Origin of the sequence: Pedobacter sp. ok626, assembly GCF_900100435.1 — a bacterium.
In the GTDB taxonomy this organism is placed as follows: Bacteria; Bacteroidota; Bacteroidia; order Sphingobacteriales; family Sphingobacteriaceae; genus Pedobacter.
This window is the reverse complement of the sequence record NZ_FNEX01000002.1, coordinates 56,384-71,945: the sequence shown is the minus strand read 5'-3', so window position 1 is coordinate 71,945 and position 15,562 is coordinate 56,384. Positions and strand designations below refer to the sequence as shown.

At 38.7% G+C, this 15,562-nt stretch carries 19 protein-coding genes; 16 read left to right on the top strand and 3 right to left on the bottom strand.

The window, feature by feature from the left end; genetic code table 11:
• Window positions 1-4: 4 nt before the first annotated feature.
• Entirely contained in the window at window positions 5-1,477 is a 1,473-nt protein-coding gene (locus BLS35_RS02530; protein WP_090777483.1) for a sensor histidine kinase, read from the bottom strand.
• 126 nt (window positions 1,478-1,603) lie between these two features.
• Here BLS35_RS02530 and BLS35_RS02525 point away from each other — a divergent pair, with 126 nt between their 5' ends.
• From BLS35_RS02525 to BLS35_RS02515, 3 genes are all read left to right on the top strand, one after another.
• Window positions 1,604-1,951, top strand: a complete 348-nt coding sequence (locus BLS35_RS02525; protein WP_090777481.1) for an ArsC family reductase — start codon at window positions 1,604-1,606, stop codon at window positions 1,949-1,951.
• 72 nt (window positions 1,952-2,023) lie between these two features.
• On the top strand, window positions 2,024-2,764 hold the full coding sequence (locus tag BLS35_RS02520) for a carboxypeptidase-like regulatory domain-containing protein (protein WP_090777479.1): 741 nt from the start codon (window positions 2,024-2,026) through the stop codon (window positions 2,762-2,764).
• 71 nt (window positions 2,765-2,835) lie between these two features.
• Window positions 2,836-4,803, top strand: a complete 1,968-nt coding sequence (locus tag BLS35_RS02515) for a M1 family metallopeptidase (protein ID WP_165973287.1) — start codon at window positions 2,836-2,838, stop codon at window positions 4,801-4,803.
• A 238-nt stretch (window positions 4,804-5,041) separates the two neighbouring features.
• Here the strand turns inward: BLS35_RS02515 and BLS35_RS02510 are convergent, their stop codons facing one another.
• The gene (locus tag BLS35_RS02510; protein ID WP_090777477.1) at window positions 5,042-5,677 is read right to left on the bottom strand and encodes a hypothetical protein; all 636 of its coding nucleotides are present in this window, start codon (window positions 5,675-5,677) and stop codon (window positions 5,042-5,044) included.
• A 115-nt stretch (window positions 5,678-5,792) separates the two neighbouring features.
• Between BLS35_RS02510 and BLS35_RS02505 the strand changes: the two genes are divergently transcribed.
• The 6 genes from BLS35_RS02505 (at window position 5,793) to rpsJ (ending at window position 10,733) form a co-directional block, all read left to right on the top strand.
• Window positions 5,793-6,014: a VF530 family protein gene (locus tag BLS35_RS02505; protein WP_090777475.1), complete on the top strand. Its 222-nt coding sequence runs from the start codon at window positions 5,793-5,795 to the stop codon at window positions 6,012-6,014.
• Window positions 6,015-6,044: 30 nt separating this feature from the next.
• Entirely contained in the window at window positions 6,045-7,169 is a 1,125-nt protein-coding gene (locus tag BLS35_RS02500; protein ID WP_090777473.1) for an acyloxyacyl hydrolase, read from the top strand.
• 168 nt (window positions 7,170-7,337) lie between these two features.
• Entirely contained in the window at window positions 7,338-7,751 is a 414-nt protein-coding gene (gene rpsL / locus BLS35_RS02495) for a 30S ribosomal protein S12 (RefSeq protein WP_008244597.1), read from the top strand.
• A gap of 16 nt (window positions 7,752-7,767) precedes the next feature.
• The gene (gene rpsG, locus BLS35_RS02490; protein ID WP_090777471.1) at window positions 7,768-8,235 is read left to right on the top strand and encodes a 30S ribosomal protein S7; all 468 of its coding nucleotides are present in this window, start codon (window positions 7,768-7,770) and stop codon (window positions 8,233-8,235) included.
• A 17-nt stretch (window positions 8,236-8,252) separates the two neighbouring features.
• The gene (gene fusA / locus BLS35_RS02485; RefSeq protein WP_090777469.1) at window positions 8,253-10,367 is read left to right on the top strand and encodes an elongation factor G; all 2,115 of its coding nucleotides are present in this window, start codon (window positions 8,253-8,255) and stop codon (window positions 10,365-10,367) included.
• Window positions 10,368-10,427: 60 nt separating this feature from the next.
• Window positions 10,428-10,733 carry a 30S ribosomal protein S10 gene (gene rpsJ / locus BLS35_RS02480; RefSeq protein WP_008244591.1) on the top strand — a complete coding sequence of 102 codons (306 nt, stop codon included), beginning with the start codon at window positions 10,428-10,430 and terminating at the stop codon, window positions 10,731-10,733.
• A gap of 71 nt (window positions 10,734-10,804) precedes the next feature.
• On the opposite strand, the gene BLS35_RS02475 is transcribed toward rpsJ, so the two are convergent.
• Entirely contained in the window at window positions 10,805-11,413 is a 609-nt protein-coding gene (locus tag BLS35_RS02475) for a hypothetical protein (RefSeq protein ID WP_254778621.1), read from the bottom strand.
• An 80-nt stretch (window positions 11,414-11,493) separates the two neighbouring features.
• Between BLS35_RS02475 and BLS35_RS02470 the strand changes: the two genes are divergently transcribed.
• The 7 genes from BLS35_RS02470 to rpsS all read left to right on the top strand — a co-directional run bounded on the left by BLS35_RS02470 (window position 11,494) and on the right by rpsS (window position 15,562).
• The gene (locus BLS35_RS02470; RefSeq protein WP_090777465.1) at window positions 11,494-12,330 is read left to right on the top strand and encodes a sulfite exporter TauE/SafE family protein; all 837 of its coding nucleotides are present in this window, start codon (window positions 11,494-11,496) and stop codon (window positions 12,328-12,330) included.
• The gene (locus tag BLS35_RS02465; protein WP_090777463.1) at window positions 12,327-12,722 is read left to right on the top strand and encodes a DUF1634 domain-containing protein; all 396 of its coding nucleotides are present in this window, start codon (window positions 12,327-12,329) and stop codon (window positions 12,720-12,722) included. Before BLS35_RS02470 ends, BLS35_RS02465 begins: the two co-directional genes overlap by 4 nt.
• A gap of 182 nt (window positions 12,723-12,904) precedes the next feature.
• Entirely contained in the window at window positions 12,905-13,522 is a 618-nt protein-coding gene (gene rplC, locus BLS35_RS02460; protein ID WP_090777459.1) for a 50S ribosomal protein L3, read from the top strand.
• Window positions 13,523-13,526: 4 nt separating this feature from the next.
• Complete coding sequence (gene rplD / locus BLS35_RS02455; RefSeq protein ID WP_090777457.1) at window positions 13,527-14,156, top strand: 50S ribosomal protein L4; 630 nt, start codon at window positions 13,527-13,529, stop codon at window positions 14,154-14,156.
• Window position 14,157: 1 nt separating this feature from the next.
• On the top strand, window positions 14,158-14,448 hold the full coding sequence (gene rplW, locus BLS35_RS02450) for a 50S ribosomal protein L23 (protein ID WP_090777455.1): 291 nt from the start codon (window positions 14,158-14,160) through the stop codon (window positions 14,446-14,448).
• A gap of 23 nt (window positions 14,449-14,471) precedes the next feature.
• The gene (rplB, locus tag BLS35_RS02445) at window positions 14,472-15,296 is read left to right on the top strand and encodes a 50S ribosomal protein L2 (RefSeq protein WP_090777453.1); all 825 of its coding nucleotides are present in this window, start codon (window positions 14,472-14,474) and stop codon (window positions 15,294-15,296) included.
• Window positions 15,296-15,562, top strand: a complete 267-nt coding sequence (gene rpsS, locus BLS35_RS02440) for a 30S ribosomal protein S19 (protein ID WP_008244581.1) — start codon at window positions 15,296-15,298, stop codon at window positions 15,560-15,562. The genes rplB and rpsS overlap by 1 nt, the downstream gene beginning before the upstream one ends.

The following is a 15,562-nucleotide window of genomic DNA, read 5'->3' as shown; positions in this document are numbered from 1 at the left end:
AAAGCTAGTCATTTCCTGAAAGCTGAAGTGTAAGATGGATAAAAAATTCTTTTGCATTTTCTCTGATGATGAGTTCGTGTTGATCTGGATATAATAAGTCCAATCTCTGTCTTACATTTTGAAGGCCTATTCCAGTTTGCAACTTTTCCGGATCGTTGTTCTGTTTTAAATGGAGGCTGTTGTGGACATCGAAGTATAACGTTTTTCCACTTGTTTGCAAGGTGATTTTAATATGTGACGGGGACTGCAGACTGATGCCATGTTTAAATGCATTTTCAACAAAGGGGATGAGTAACATAGGGGAAATCAGGAGGCCATTTATTTGTTCTTCAATCTGAATTTCGATGATTATACCATCAGAGGTGGAAGTTCGTAGTTTTTGCAGTGCAATGTAGTTATTTAGATAGTCGATATCTTTTGAAAGTAAGATCTTGTCTTCTACATTTTCCTGCAACATGAAGCGCATCATATCTCCCAACCTTTGGATGCCTTCTCCGGTTCGTTCTGCTTTTTCTTGTAAAGCTGTACCATATAAGGTATTTAAAGCATTAAAAAGGAAGTGTGGATTGATCTGGGATTTTAAGAAATTGAGGTTTGCATCTGCCTTGCCAAGCTCTGTTTTTAGCGTAACGATCTCCTCCGTTTTTAAGGCATTTCTGTCTTTATAGATTCTCCATGCAATTGGAGTAACTAATATAAGTTGTGTTAAGAAATTGCCGAGTAATACAACCAGAAGGTTTGCTTCTTTATCCCCATGAGTCAATAGCTCTTTTATGGAAATGTTGATGTTAAAGAAAGTAATGTAAAGGTTATTGAAATGTCCATAGTTATTAAGTGTTATTGGTATGGTAATCATTGCCAGAATTGCTGTAGAGAATGCGGCCATGAAAAGCATAGAATAAAAGTATCGGGTACGTTTCCAGACTCTTTTTGATGATTTTGGTATGCTGCTATATATCGCATATAAGTACAACATTATAACGAAAGGCACAACTAACAATGCATAGAGCTTGACAATTGAATTGGTGTATGAGAAAAAGAGCACAGATGTAATAATGATCCAGAAACTAACCAGGTAGCCTGCTTCTAATTGCAATTCATTTTTCTTTTGATCGCTGGTTATTAAGATGTAGATGATCTTAATGGCAAGTAGCGTAGCCCAGAAAACATTAATTACACCTGATATAAAGCCGATTGAAATAAGGGTGAATGTTAACAGGACCCCATTTTTAGCCGCCCCTTCTTTCTTGTTTAGCTCGGGGGTTACATAAAAACTCAACAGAATATAACTGATAGAGATGACGAGAAAATCGAAAAAATTTGGTAAAAAATTACCCGTTACCGTACTAATCAAAGATTGAGGTTCATTGTTTAGATTTGGGGCTGCCCCACTATTAAAAAGAGAAAAGAGAAATGCAATTGCAATTGCAGCTGTAACGATTAGCAGTTCTAATTTGGCGATTTCTTTTGAGTTCATGTGATATATACTTTAAAGCAGTAGATTTCCTTTATGGTGCAATAATACAAACCGCATAGTTTTGAAATTTTAAAATGTGACGAAACCCGTTAAAAATGTGACGAATTAAGTTTTAATTTTGCGAGTATGATCGTATACGGAATACCAAATTGCAATACTGTAAAAAAAGCCAGGACCTGGCTGGAAGAAAACGGGTTTAATCCTGAGTTTCATGATTTCAAGAAAAAAGGGATTACTGCTGAAAAGTTGAATGACTGGTGTGATGTTTTTGGATGGGAAACTGTTTTAAATAAAAAAGGAACTACCTGGAAGAAGTTGAGTCCTGAGGTACAGCAAATGGTAACGGATAAAAAGTCTGCAATTGAGGTTTTACTCCAAAATAATAGTGCCATAAAACGCCCGATAGTTGAAGTTGATGGAAAGCCTATGCTGATCAGTTTTGATGAGGATCAATATAGGGCTGTTTTGAAATAGGGGCGGTAAAACTTTTCCTGTTAAACTTTGTTAAATTATATATTTACCGATTAAACAGCCTTACATTTGATTATGCTTAAAAATCTGCTCTTGTTCCTTGTGTTTATTGTTCCATTTAAAATAATGGCGCAAGGGGGGACCGTGTCTGGTAATGTTTATGATTTTGACAATCGAACCTTTCCATTACAGAGCGTTAGGGTTAGAAATCTAAGCAATAGTAGAGTTGAAGTAACTAAGGCTGCTGGGCAGTTTACAATCCCTGCTAAGGTTGGTGATTTGATTGAGTTTTCGGCGGTAGGCTACCATACAGATACTTTGTTTTTAATTAACCTGGAGTCGAAAATTATATTTTTACCGGGTAATTCCACTACGCTAAGGGAGGTTGAAATTATGGGGGCAAAAATAAATCCCTATATTTTAGCTCCCGACCCTTTTGCCAAACCTTATACGCGTGTTGCTACGGATGGTCTTCAGGGGAAAGGTAACAACGATAGGGCAGGCGGGCTACTTTTTAATCTTGGTTATGGAAAGTACAGAAGGCAGCAAGAAAAGATTAGATTGCTGGAGGAAAGAGATCGTTATCAAGCGGAAATCAATGCCGTTTTTACAGAAGCTTATGTCTCTGATCTGGTAAAGCTTAAAGGTGATGATCTGAAGAATTTTATGGCCATGTATAGACCGCCAGAGGAATTGGTGAAAAGTGAAAGACCTTTTAATTATGCTTATTATACGGTTAAAGCTTACCATAGCTGGTTAAAACTATCTCCTGAGGAAAGAAAGATATCAGCAATGCCTAAATTAAAGGCTGATTAATAATACCGTTACATTATAGGCGGATCTCATTTCGTTTTATACCTTTATTAAATTGTAACTAACAATTTAATATGATTCATAAATCCACTTTATTATGCGCTTTGCTGTGTATCTGGTGTTTTACCGGTTTTACACAGCAAGGTACTCTTCCTGCGAGCAATTACGATCCTCATGCAGCTTTTAGTCCATTGTTTTATACGCAAAATGGGAATGAATATCGTTCGGCCAGTGGAGCACCCGGGCCAAAATATTGGCAGAACCGTGCAGATTATAGCATCACTGCAAATCTTGATGAAGTAAAGAATACCGTATCTGGAACTGTTACGATTACTTATAAAAATAATAGTCCTGATCGTCTGCCTTTTTTATGGTTGCAACTGGATCAGAATTTATTTTCGACAGATTCTCGTGGTAATGCTTTGATCGCTGCAGGTAGCCGCTATGGTTCGAGAGGCGAAAAGTTAGTGGGTGGCTACAAAATAGATGGAATTGCCATATCGCAAAAATTAAAGCCGGTTAAATTTACTACGTTAACTGAGGACACCCGGATGCAGATTCGCTTAGCTGCACCAATGGAAGCGAATGGTGATATAATTGTTATCAAGATGAATTTCTCATTTATTATTCCGGTTAATGGCTCAGATAGAATGGGACATTTGGCTACAAAGAATGGGGAGATTTTTGCGATTGCGCAGTGGTTTCCTAGAATGAGTGTTTACGATGATATCCTTGGATGGAATACATTGCCTTATTGGGGTGCTGGAGAGTTTTATTGTGAGTATGGCGATGTAGATTTTGCGGTAACAGCACCAGCTAATCATATTGTAATGGGCTCTGGTGAGTTGTTGAATCCGCAAGAAGTATTTACAGCTGAACAGTTAAAACGTTGGAATGCTGCGAAACTGAGTGATAAAACAATAGCAATTAGATCTGAGTCGGAGGTGACGGATGCTAAATCGCGTCCGGCAAAAGATAAACTTACCTGGAGATTTAAAATCAAAAATACACGTGACGTGGCTTGGGCCTCTTCAAAGGCTTTTGTACTTGATGCTGCTCGTATTAATTTGCCTAGTGGTAAAAAGTCACTTGCGGTTTCGGCGCATCCGGTTGAAAGCAATGGCAAAGATGGTTATGGAAGAGCCGTGGAGTATGTGAAAGCTTCGATAGAGCATTATTCTGATAAATGGTTTGAATATCCTTATCCCATGGCGGTAAATGTGGCTTCTAATGTTGGTGGGATGGAATATCCTGGAATTGTGTTTTGTGGATGGACGGCCAAAGGGGCAAGTGCCTGGGGTGTAATTGATCATGAATTTGGACACACCTGGTTTCCTATGATTGTGGGTAGTAATGAGCGTAAGTTTGGCTGGATGGACGAGGGATTTAATACTTTTATTAATGGACTATCTACTGAAGCCTTTAACAAAGGGGAATATAATGATGAACCTGCGGATATGCATAAAATTGCCAAAGGGCTTGGCTCGCCTGGATTGGAATACATCATGTTGAGTCCAGATGCAATGAAAGAGGCGAATATTGGCATAAATTTGTACTATAAACCGGGTTGGGGAATGGATATCTTAAGGGATCAGATCCTGGGACCTGATAGGTTTGATTATGCTTTTAGAAACTATATATCGGAATGGGCTTATAAGCATCCATCACCATTTGATTTCTTTCGTGCTATGGAGAATGGTGCAGGTGAAGATCTTTCCTGGTTCTGGAGAGGCTGGTTTTTAGAGAATTGGAAAATGGATCAGGCTATTGCTGGTGTCAAAGAAGTTAAACAGGCTGGAACTATTACTGGCTATAATATTGTTGTGGCCAATTTGGAGAAAATGCCAATGCCTATCCTTATGGAGGTTAAAACAAAAAGTGGTAAGACTGATCTGGTTAAAATTTCTGTTGATGTGTGGATGAGGAATAAAACCTGGACGGTATATTATCCAACGGATGACGAGGTAGTTTCTGTTGTTTTGGATCCAAAACACGTTTTACCTGATGTTGATGAGAGTAATAATTCCTGGCGCAAAAATTAAAGAAAAATATGCCATTCTGTTCAAAGTCTGGCATCTCTTAGGCTCCTGAAGGGGAGCAAAGAGCGCCTAGGTCTTTTCATAGAAGGCGTATTTTTCTTTAGGCATGATGCAGATAGCATTATGCTTATACGTCATGCTTGAAACAAAATTTGCCTTCTACGAATAGGCCTAGGAAGATTTTCCGATTCTTCATCGGTAAAAGATTCCAGACTATGAGTAGAATGGCTAATTTTGCCCTTTATTTGAAGAAGCTAGCCTTTAGTTTCTCCGCATCTAATATTGTTTCTGGCTCTTCGAGTTTAATTAGCCAGCCCTTTTGTTTAAGCAAAACAATTTCTTCTTTGGCAACAGAAAGGTCTTTTCCCTTGATGCTCTTGTGGAATAGGATTGGAGCTTTAGGTTCGAAGTTTGCTGGTGTATTGGTTAATATTTCCAATCTGAATTTTGGCCAGATCTGAATGTCACCCAGTTGAGCCGAGTAAATTTTTTTAGTTGTGTTTGGAGGAATAATACCTGCAAATTCTCCTTTAAAATTTTCTTGTTTTTCTGTAGTTAGACTGGCTAATAGCTGGTAAGATGTCTCATTTACAAGGTGAAAGTGTGCCACAGAAGTGCTATGTTGATCGGCGACCAAAGCCAGGTAAATACCCTCCTTTTTGAATTCGGCCTCCGGGACAACGATATTGGGTTTGCTGGTCACCACATCATTGTCGGTGATGTCACCATGTACCAATGTTACTTTGCTAGCCAGAACGGGAATTTCAAAATCATTTGAATCTGTTACCCCAATGGTAGTTTTATCAATAATCCGGGTAATATACCCTTCAATGTTTTCGTCTACAAAACGAACAAAATCACCCAGTTTTAAATCCATATCATGTTGTGTTTGTTTTTATTGTAATTAGGTTGGCCGTTCGGCTTGTGATGTCTTTTATCTCGAATCGGTAGAACCGGTATACAAATCTAGTTATTCTTATTATTTTTGCACTATGGCAGGACAAGAACAAGTAAATAATCCACTACATGGCAAGACGCTTGAGTTTATATTGAAGCAATTGGTATGGCATTACGGTTGGGAGGAAATGGGGAAGCTGGTTAAGATTGCTTGTTTTAATAACAATCCGACACTTAAATCAAGTTTGACTTTTTTGCGTAAGACGGACTGGGCACGTAAAAAAGTTGAAAAATTATACTTGAATACTTTTCATTAATCTTCTATATTGTAGTTCATTAGATTTAAAATGAGCTTCGTACGATCAATTAATTTTTATGCGTCTCTCTTCTTTTTAGGTTTACTGGTGTTTGCTCGTAATTTACGGGCACAGGAAGTTGAGGATGTTCGAAACAGCATTGAGTTTTCTCCGCAAGTTTCTTTAGGGGTATTTACTGCTGATCATCAATTGCGCGGTACAGCATATGGGGGCGAGTTGACTTATCATATGAATACTGTTGCTAACCTCAGGCCCTGGATGAGGTTGATGAATTTGAAAAGTCTTGACCTGGTTTTCAATTATAAGAATATGAGTGACATTGTAATGGTGTCGGATCCAAGACCTGGTAGATTTGGTGATTCATATGCCTTGATTGCTGCACTTAATTTTTCGTTATTAAAGACCAAAAGAGCCGAGTTGCTTCTTGCGCCCGGATTTGGATTGGGGTATTTAGGCGAGACCTGGTTTACCAATGAAAATATCCTTGTAGGAAGTCACCTTAATTTTTCATCACGGATTGCATTAAAATTATCCACTCAGATTGGCCCATCTACAAAGCTATTGGCAGGAATAGATGTTCTCCATTTTTCTAATGGGGCGATAAGGGTGCCAAACAATGGAATGAATGTGAGTAGTGTTAGTTTGGGTATTGTGCAGTCTTTGAATGTAAAAAGGGTGCTTATAGATAGTGCTAGGAAGGCTGTGGAATATAAAAGGCACAGTATGGATGTTGGGGTCAATATTGGTCGGCGTGGAGTTTATAGGAGTAAGGATGGTTTGTTTAAGACCGGTTTGTATGCGGGATATAATTATCGGTTAGATGCTGTTCTTGGTCTTAGTGCAGGGCTGGATGCTGTTTATTACCATACTATATATGACCCGCTGAGGAATGATGAAACTTTTCAGTCCAAGGCAAGCTCATTTGACAGATGGCGCGTGGGGCTTGGTATCGGACCCGATTTGTGGTTAGGTAGATTGGGGCTAATGACTAAATATGGTTATTATTTGCATTATAATAGTTTGATGAATATAAAGGCCTATTGGACTACCGGATTGAAGTATCAAATTATGGGGGGCTTAGCTGTTCAAGCTAAAATGTATCTACATCAAACTGAAGCCGATTTTGTAGGTTTTGGATTGATTGTTACGCCCTAAAAAACTAAGATTTATAGATAGAAATGTGGGTATGTAATTATGCCTTTGTCTTTTAAGGGATTAAATTTGTGTTAACCCCTTGATTTATAAAATGTATTGTCTTACCTTTGCAGTCCCTTATTGAGGGGTAAAGTTTTTAAACATTAATAGAAAAACAAAAAAAGAACAATGCCAACCATTCAACAATTAGTTAGAAAAGGTAGAGTAGCACTGGAGTTCAAGAGTAAGTCTCCGGCGTTGGACAGTTGTCCACAGCGAAGAGGTGTATGTACACGTGTATATACGACTACCCCTAAAAAACCAAACTCAGCAATGCGTAAAGTTGCGCGTGTACGTTTAACCAATGGTAAAGAGGTTAACGCATACATCCCTGGAGAAGGTCACAACCTACAGGAGCACTCAATCGTATTGATTCGTGGTGGTCGTGTTAAAGATTTGCCAGGTGTACGTTATCACATCATCCGTGGAGCATTAGATACTTCAGGTGTTGCTGGTCGTAACCAACGTCGTTCTAAATACGGAACAAAACGCCCTAAGCCAGGACAAGTAGCTGCGGCACCAACAAAAGGTAAAAAGAAATAATTAGGAGGAAAACAAAATGAGAAAGTCAAAACCAAAAAAGAGAATCATTCTTCCTGATCCAAAATTTAACGATGTTCAGGTGACCCGTTTCGTAAACAACATGATGTTTGACGGAAAGAAATCTATCGCTTATTCAATTTTTTATGATGCTGTAGAATTAGCAGAGAAAAAAGTTGGTGAGAACGGATTAGAAATATGGAAACGCGCTTTAACTAACGTAATGCCTGCAGTAGAGGTTAAGTCACGCCGTGTTGGTGGTGCTAACTTCCAGGTACCAACAGAGGTTAGACCTGACCGTAAGATTGCTTTAGGCATGAAATGGTTAATTTCATATGCACGTAAACGTGGTGAAAAAACAATGAAAGAGAAATTAGCAGGTGAAATCGTTTCAGCAGCTAAGGGTGAAGGTGCAGCAGTTAAGAAAAAAGAAGACACGCATAAAATGGCTGAAGCCAACAAAGCGTTCTCTCACTTCCGTTTCTAATTATATAGAATCATAAAATGTCAAGAGATTTAAAATTTACAAGAAATATTGGAATCGCGGCTCACATTGATGCGGGTAAAACCACAACAACTGAGCGTATCCTTTATTATGCTGGGGTAAACCACAAGATTGGTGAGGTTCACGAAGGTGCATCTACCATGGACTGGATGGTACAGGAAGCTGAACGTGGGATAACAATCACGTCTGCTGCAACTACTGTTTTCTGGCCTTACCGCGGTAACAAATATCAGGTAAACGTTATCGATACCCCTGGACACGTGGATTTTACCGTAGAGGTAAACCGTTCATTGCGTGTTTTGGATGGATTGGTGTTTTTGTTTTCAGCTGTTGATGGTGTTGAGCCTCAATCTGAAACCAACTGGCGTTTAGCTAACAACTATGCAGTTCCACGTATTGGTTTCGTTAACAAAATGGACCGTTCTGGAGCTGACTTCTTAAAAGTTGTTAAGCAAGTAAAAGATATGTTGGGCAGTCACGCTGTTCCATTGCAATTACCTATCGGTGCTGAAGATAACTTTACTGGTGTTGTTGATTTGATCAATAACCGTGGTATCGTTTGGAATGAGCATGATAAAGGTATGACTTTTACTGAAGTGCCAATTCCTGAGGATATGGTTGAAGAGGTTGCACAGTGGAGAGAGAACTTATTAGAAGCTGTTGCTGATTATGATGAGTCATTAATGGAGAAATTCTTTGAAGACCCTAATTCAATCACTGAGCGTGAGATTCTTGATGCATTGCGTAAAGCAACTTTAGATGCGAAAATCGTTCCTATGGTTTGTGGTTCATCTTTCAAAAACAAAGGTGTTCAAACCATGTTGGATTTGGTAATGGAATTATTGCCTTCGCCAATGGATGTTGATGGTATCACTGGTACCAATCCTGAAACAGGTGAAGAAGTAACTCGTCAACCAGATATCAACGAACCTTTTGCAGCTTTAGCGTTTAAAATTGCAACGGATCCTTTCGTAGGTCGTTTATGTTTTATCCGTGTTTATTCAGGTAACTTAGAAGCAGGTTCGTACGTTTATAACGCACGTTCTGAAAACAAAGAGCGTATTTCTCGTATCTTCCAAATGCATGCTAACAAGCAAAACCCAATCCCTAACGTAGGTGCTGGTGATATTGCTGCTGTAGTAGGATTTAAAGATATCAAAACTGGTGATACACTTTGTGATGAGAAACATCCAATTGTTCTTGAATCAATGGATTTCCCTGAGCCAGTTATCGGTTTAGCTATTGAGCCTAAAACTCAGGCTGACGTTGATAAATTAGGTATTGGTCTTGGTAAATTAGCTGAAGAGGATCCTACATTTAGAGTTCAGACAGATCAGGAAACTGGTCAGACTGTAATCTCTGGTATGGGTGAGCTTCACTTAGATATCTTGATTGACCGCTTAAAACGTGAGTTTAAAGTTGAGGTTAACCAAGGTGCGCCACAGGTAGCTTACAAAGAAGCAATCAATGGAACAGTTCAACATCGTGAGACTTATAAAAAACAATCTGGTGGTCGTGGTAAATTCGCGGATATCCAAGTTGTTATTTCTCCTATCGATGCGGATTGGGAAAAAGGTGGCTTGCAGTTCGTAAACGAGATCACTGGTGGTTCAATTCCTCGTGAATTTATTCCATCTGTTGAAAAAGGATTTGCAGCGTCTATGGCTAATGGAGTATTGGCAGGTTATCCACTACCTGACATGAAAGTTCGCTTAATTGATGGTTCATTCCACGCAGTCGATTCAGATGCTTTATCATTTGAGCTTGCTGCTAAAATGGCTTACCGTGAAGCATTACCTAAATGTAATCCAGTATTGATGGAGCCTATCATGAAAATCGAGATCCTTACTCCTGAAGAAAACATGGGTGATGTTATCGGTGATATGAACCGTCGTCGTGGTCAACTTTTAGGTATGGATACACGTAATGGTTCTCAGGTAATTAAAGCAACTGTACCTCTTTCTGAGATGTTTGGTTATGTAACTCAGTTACGTACCATTACTTCTGGTCGCGCGACTTCTACAATGGAATTCGATCACTACGAACCAGCTCCTAAAAACGTACAGGATGAAGTAATTGCTAAATCAAAAGGTAGAATCAAGTCTGCTGAATAATAAAATTCAATCAGCAACCGGTTATTAATAGCTCTAACCGGTTGCTTTAATACATATATCATGAGCCAAAGAATTAGAATCAAATTAAAATCTTACGATTACAACTTGGTAGATAAATCTGCTGAGAAAATCGTGAAAACTGTTAAACCTACGGGTGCAGTGGTTAGCGGACCTATTCCGTTGCCTACAGAAAAGAAAATCTTCACTGTTTTGCGTTCACCACACGTGAACAAAAAAGCACGTGAGCAATTTCAATTATGTGCTTACAAACGTTTGTTAGATATTTATAGCTCTAACTCAAAAACAGTTGATGCATTAATGAAACTTGAATTACCTAGCGGTGTTGAAGTGGAAATTAAAGTTTAACTTTATTTGACAGTAAAAAGAAAAGCCTTCCCGAAATGATCGGGGAGGCTTTTCTTTTTTGTAGGTATTTACTAACCTCGACTTCTTAACTCTTCAAGTTTGTTGCGTTCGTCTTGAAGTTCTCTTGCCAGTTTTTTCTCTTTATCGTTTGCTTTAGTTTTGTAAGACTGATATTCCTGTGCGATCTCTTCATATAGATTGCTGCGATATTTTGCCTCATGGATATGTTTAGCGGATCTTAGAATCAGGAAGGCAAGCGCGGCAGCCAGGCCAATGATCAAGCTCCATACGATGGTATTATAGGTTGACTTGGTAAATGCTATTCCTAGAAAATTGATCTCGTTTATTTTTGCATTTGTACCGGCAAGGGCGCTTTCTTTTCCGCTGATTTGACTTTTTAAATCGGTGATGGCCTTTTCTTGCGCATTAAGTTTTTGGTTTGCGCTTGTAAGTTGCCTGCGTGTAGTAGAGAGGGTATCGTTAAGGTTTTTCCAAAAAGCAGAAATTCTTCCAGGATTTACCAATTTATAACCGTTTATGGTTTTTGACTTTGTAAGCAGGAGTTGGTATTGTCCTTTTAAACTTGGGTCGACTTTAGTTGAATCGTTGGTTAACTGGCCCTGAGCACTGAAGCTAAGTATTAAAGCCGAAATAATAGGGAGTATTATTTTTTTCATCATATGGGTATTGGTTTATGTCTAATTTAACTATGATATTTTAATTTTATTGTGTTTTGGTTGGAGATAGTATATTTGTAGCAATGTCGGTATTACTATTTACAATTATAGTTTTGGTAGGTGCTTTTTTGGCTGGATTGGTGGGCTCGCTTACTGGTCTGGGTGGAGGAGTAATTATTATTCCATTGTTAACACTTGGCTTAGGGGTTGATATTCATTACGCTATAGGTGCATCAATTATATCGGTAATTGCGACTTCGTCGGGTTCGGCTGCTGCTTATGTTAAGGAAGGGATCACAAACATCCGGATAGGTATGTTTTTAGAGGTCGCCACCACCATAAGTGCAATAATTGGCGCGATAGTAACTGTTTATATTAATCCGAGCTATATCGCCGTTATTTTCGGTTTGATCCTTTTGTTTTCTGCAGCGATGATGGTTAGAAAGAAAGTGGATCATTCTGATAATGATACTTCCGGGAAGCTCGCAGTTTTTTTTAAGCTGAATGGTACTTACCCTACTGAGAATGGAGTTAAGAAGTATGCGGTTCACAATGTGATTGGTGGATTCTTAATGATGTTTGTTGCGGGTACGATATCTGGCTTATTGGGGATTGGTTCTGGTGCTTTGAAAGTGATTGCAATGGATAACATCATGAGGATTCCGTTTAAGGTATCTACAACAACGAGTAATTTTATGATGGGGGTAACTGCTGCTGCTAGTGCCATTGTTTATCTTCATCGCGGGCAGATTGATCCTGGGATAGCTATGCCTGTAACTGTGGGGGTATTGCTTGGGGCTACTATTGGTTCTAAAATATTGGTGAAGACGAAAACGGATAAGCTAAAAGTGGTATTTGCAATTGTGGTTACATTTTTGGCGATTCAAATGATTTATAATGGATTATCTGGTAGGTTATGATTAAGGAGAGTAAGAATTTTTTTGCGGATAAGGATATACAGGTTATTTTGGGCACCCTATTGCGAGTTGGCGTGATTTCATCCATGACTGTAGTGTTTATTGGTGGGCTTATATACTTATTCTTTAACTATGCAAACGTAGTTGATTATGGTAAGTTTGATTCTGGAAAGTCTGGATTGGCCTCTGTTGGGGCAATTTTTGAAGGTTTAAAAACAATGGATGGGGCTGCTATTATCCAATTTGGCACATTATTATTGATTTTTACACCAGTAGCCAGGGTTGTTTTCTCTGTTTTTAGCTTCTTAATTGAGCGTGATTACCTATACGTTTTGATCGGTTTGATGGTTTTGTCCATTATCTTATATAGTTTAAGCGATAAGTTGGTTGGTTAAATCTGACTTTAATTGCATGCTACCCAGTGAAAACAAATTTTTAGCAATTATTTGAAAATATATTTAGCTAACTATTTGAAAATTAAGATTTCTTTCTTATTTTTGCCCTCCCTTAAGTGGGATGTGTATCCACCTTGAACGAAGCCCTACTGCTTCGATGGGTGTTAATTTAAAAAAAGAAAATGTCAGGTATTATTGGAAAAAAAGTAGGAATGACCAGCATATTCGACGCAGATGGTAAGAACATACCATGTACTGTGATCGAAGCTGGACCTTGTGTTGTAACACAGGTAAAGACCGAAGAGAAAGACGGTTACGTTTCAGTTCAGTTAGGTTTCGACGAAGCCAAAGAAAAGAACACTACCATGCCTCTTAAAGGCCACTTTGCGAAAGCAAGCACTACCCCAAAACGTAAATTGGTTGAATTTGAGCCGTTTGAAGAATCACTTAATTTGGGTGATACTGTAACGGTAAGCATCTTTAACGAAGGTGATTTTGTGGATGTAGTTGGTACGTCAAAAGGTAAAGGTTTCCAGGGTGTTGTAAAACGTCATGGTTTCGGTGGTGTTGGTGGACAGACTCACGGACAGCACAACAGGATGCGTGCGCCAGGTTCATTGGGTGCTGCTTCGTATCCTTCTCGTGTATTTAAAGGTATGCGTATGGCGGGTAGAATGGGTGGCGACAGAGTAAAAGTTCAGAACTTGCAAGTTTTGAAAGTTTATGCTGATCAAAATCTAGTTGTAGTTAGTGGTTCCATTCCAGGAGCTAAGGGTTCTTACGTAATCTTAGATAAGTAAGCAGATGGAAGTTAAAGTATTAAACATTTCAGGAAAAGAGACAGGTGCCAAGGTGCAACTTCCTGAGTCGGTTTTTGGCATTACGCCTGTAGACCATGCAATTTATTTAGATGTTAAGCAGTATTTGGCTAATCAACGTCAAGGTACTCACAAGTCTAAGCAACGTAATGAGATTGCTGGTTCAACCCGTAAATTATATAAGCAAAAAGGTACTGGTGGTGCTCGTGCCGGAAGTATTAAATCTCCATTGTTCAATGGTGGTGGTCGTGTATTTGGCCCTCAGCCACGTGACTATAGCTTCAAATTGAACAAGAAATTAAAATCATTAGCACGTAAGTCTGCTTTATCATACAAAGCTCAAGACAATAATGTAGTGGTTTTAGAAGATTTTACTTTTGATTCGATCAAAACTAAAAACTATATCAATTTGGTTAGCGCATTAAACTTGGCTAACGAAAAGACATTGTTGGTTTTACCTACACAAAATAACAATATCTATTTATCAAGCAGAAACATTCAGAAAGTGAAAGTAATTACTGCAGATCAGTTAAATACTTATGATGTATTAAACTGTGGCAAACTTTTGTTAACTGCGGATTCTGTAAAAACTATCGAGGAGGCGTTTGCCAAGTAATATGGAATTTTTAAAGAAACCAATATTAACAGAGAAAGCTTCTGCATTAACAGAAAAGTCTAATCGCTTTACTTTTAAAGTAGAACCCAAAGCAAATAAATTGCAGATTAAGGGAGCCATAGAAAAAATGTACGGCGTTCACATTTTAGCCATTAATACAATGGTTGTAAATGGGAAAGTTAAGTCCAGAAATACTAAAGGCGGATTAGTTACGGGACGTACCCCGAAATATAAAAAAGCTATTGTAACCCTGGCAGCAGGTGAAACAATTGATTATTACTCGAATATTTAATAAGAATTGAATAATTTATAACTATGGGCTTAAGAAAATTTAAACCAGTCACTCCGGGAACCCGCTTTAGAGTAGGTGCCAGTTTTTCGGAGATTACAGCAACCAAGCCCGAAAAATCATTGGTTGTATCTTCTAAGAAATCGGGAGGACGTAACAATACAGGAAAGATGACTATGCGCTACATGGGTGGTGGTCACAAAAAATCTTACCGTTTAATTGACTTTAAACGTGATAAGTTTGATATTCCTGCAACAGTAGCTACTGTTGAATACGATCCAAACCGTACCGCACGTATTGCATTATTACATTATGTAGACGGCGAGAAGCGTTATATTATTGCACCGGAAGGTTTGCAAGTTGGGCAGAAAGTAGTTTCGGGTGATACCGCAACTCCTGAGGTAGGAAATACTTTAAAATTGAGCAATATTCCTTTGGGATCTATTGTACACAACGTGGAGATTAATCCAGGTCGTGGTGCTCAGTTAGCACGTAGCGCTGGTGCTTATGCACAATTAGCTGCTCGTGATGGTAAATATGCTACATTGAAAATGCCATCAGGTGAAGTAAGATCTATCTTAGTTACTTGTTTAGCAACAATTGGAGCTGTTTCAAACTCTGACCATGCAAATGAAGTGTTAGGTAAAGCAGGTCGTAAACGTTGGTTAGGCCGTCGTCCGAGAACACGTCCAGTAGCGATGAACCCAGTAGATCACCCAATGGGTGGTGGTGAGGGTCGCTCATCAGGAGGTCAGCCTCGTTCAAGGAATGGTGTTTATTCTAAAGGATTTAAAACACGTTCACTTAAAAAATACTCAAATCGTTTCATCATAGAGAAAAGGAAGAAATAATGGCTCGTTCGATTAAAAAAGGACCTTATATTGACCATAACGTAGAGAAGAAAGTAGTCTCTATGAATGATTCAGGCAAGAAGTCTGTAATTAAAACTTGGTCTCGCAGATCAATGATCTCACCAGATTTTGTGGGTCATACATTTGCAGTACATAACGGTAATAAATTTATACCGGTATACGTAACAGAAAACATGGTTGGTCACAAGCTGGGAGAGTTTGCTCCAACCAGAACATTTAGGGGTCACTCTGAAAAGAAAAAATAA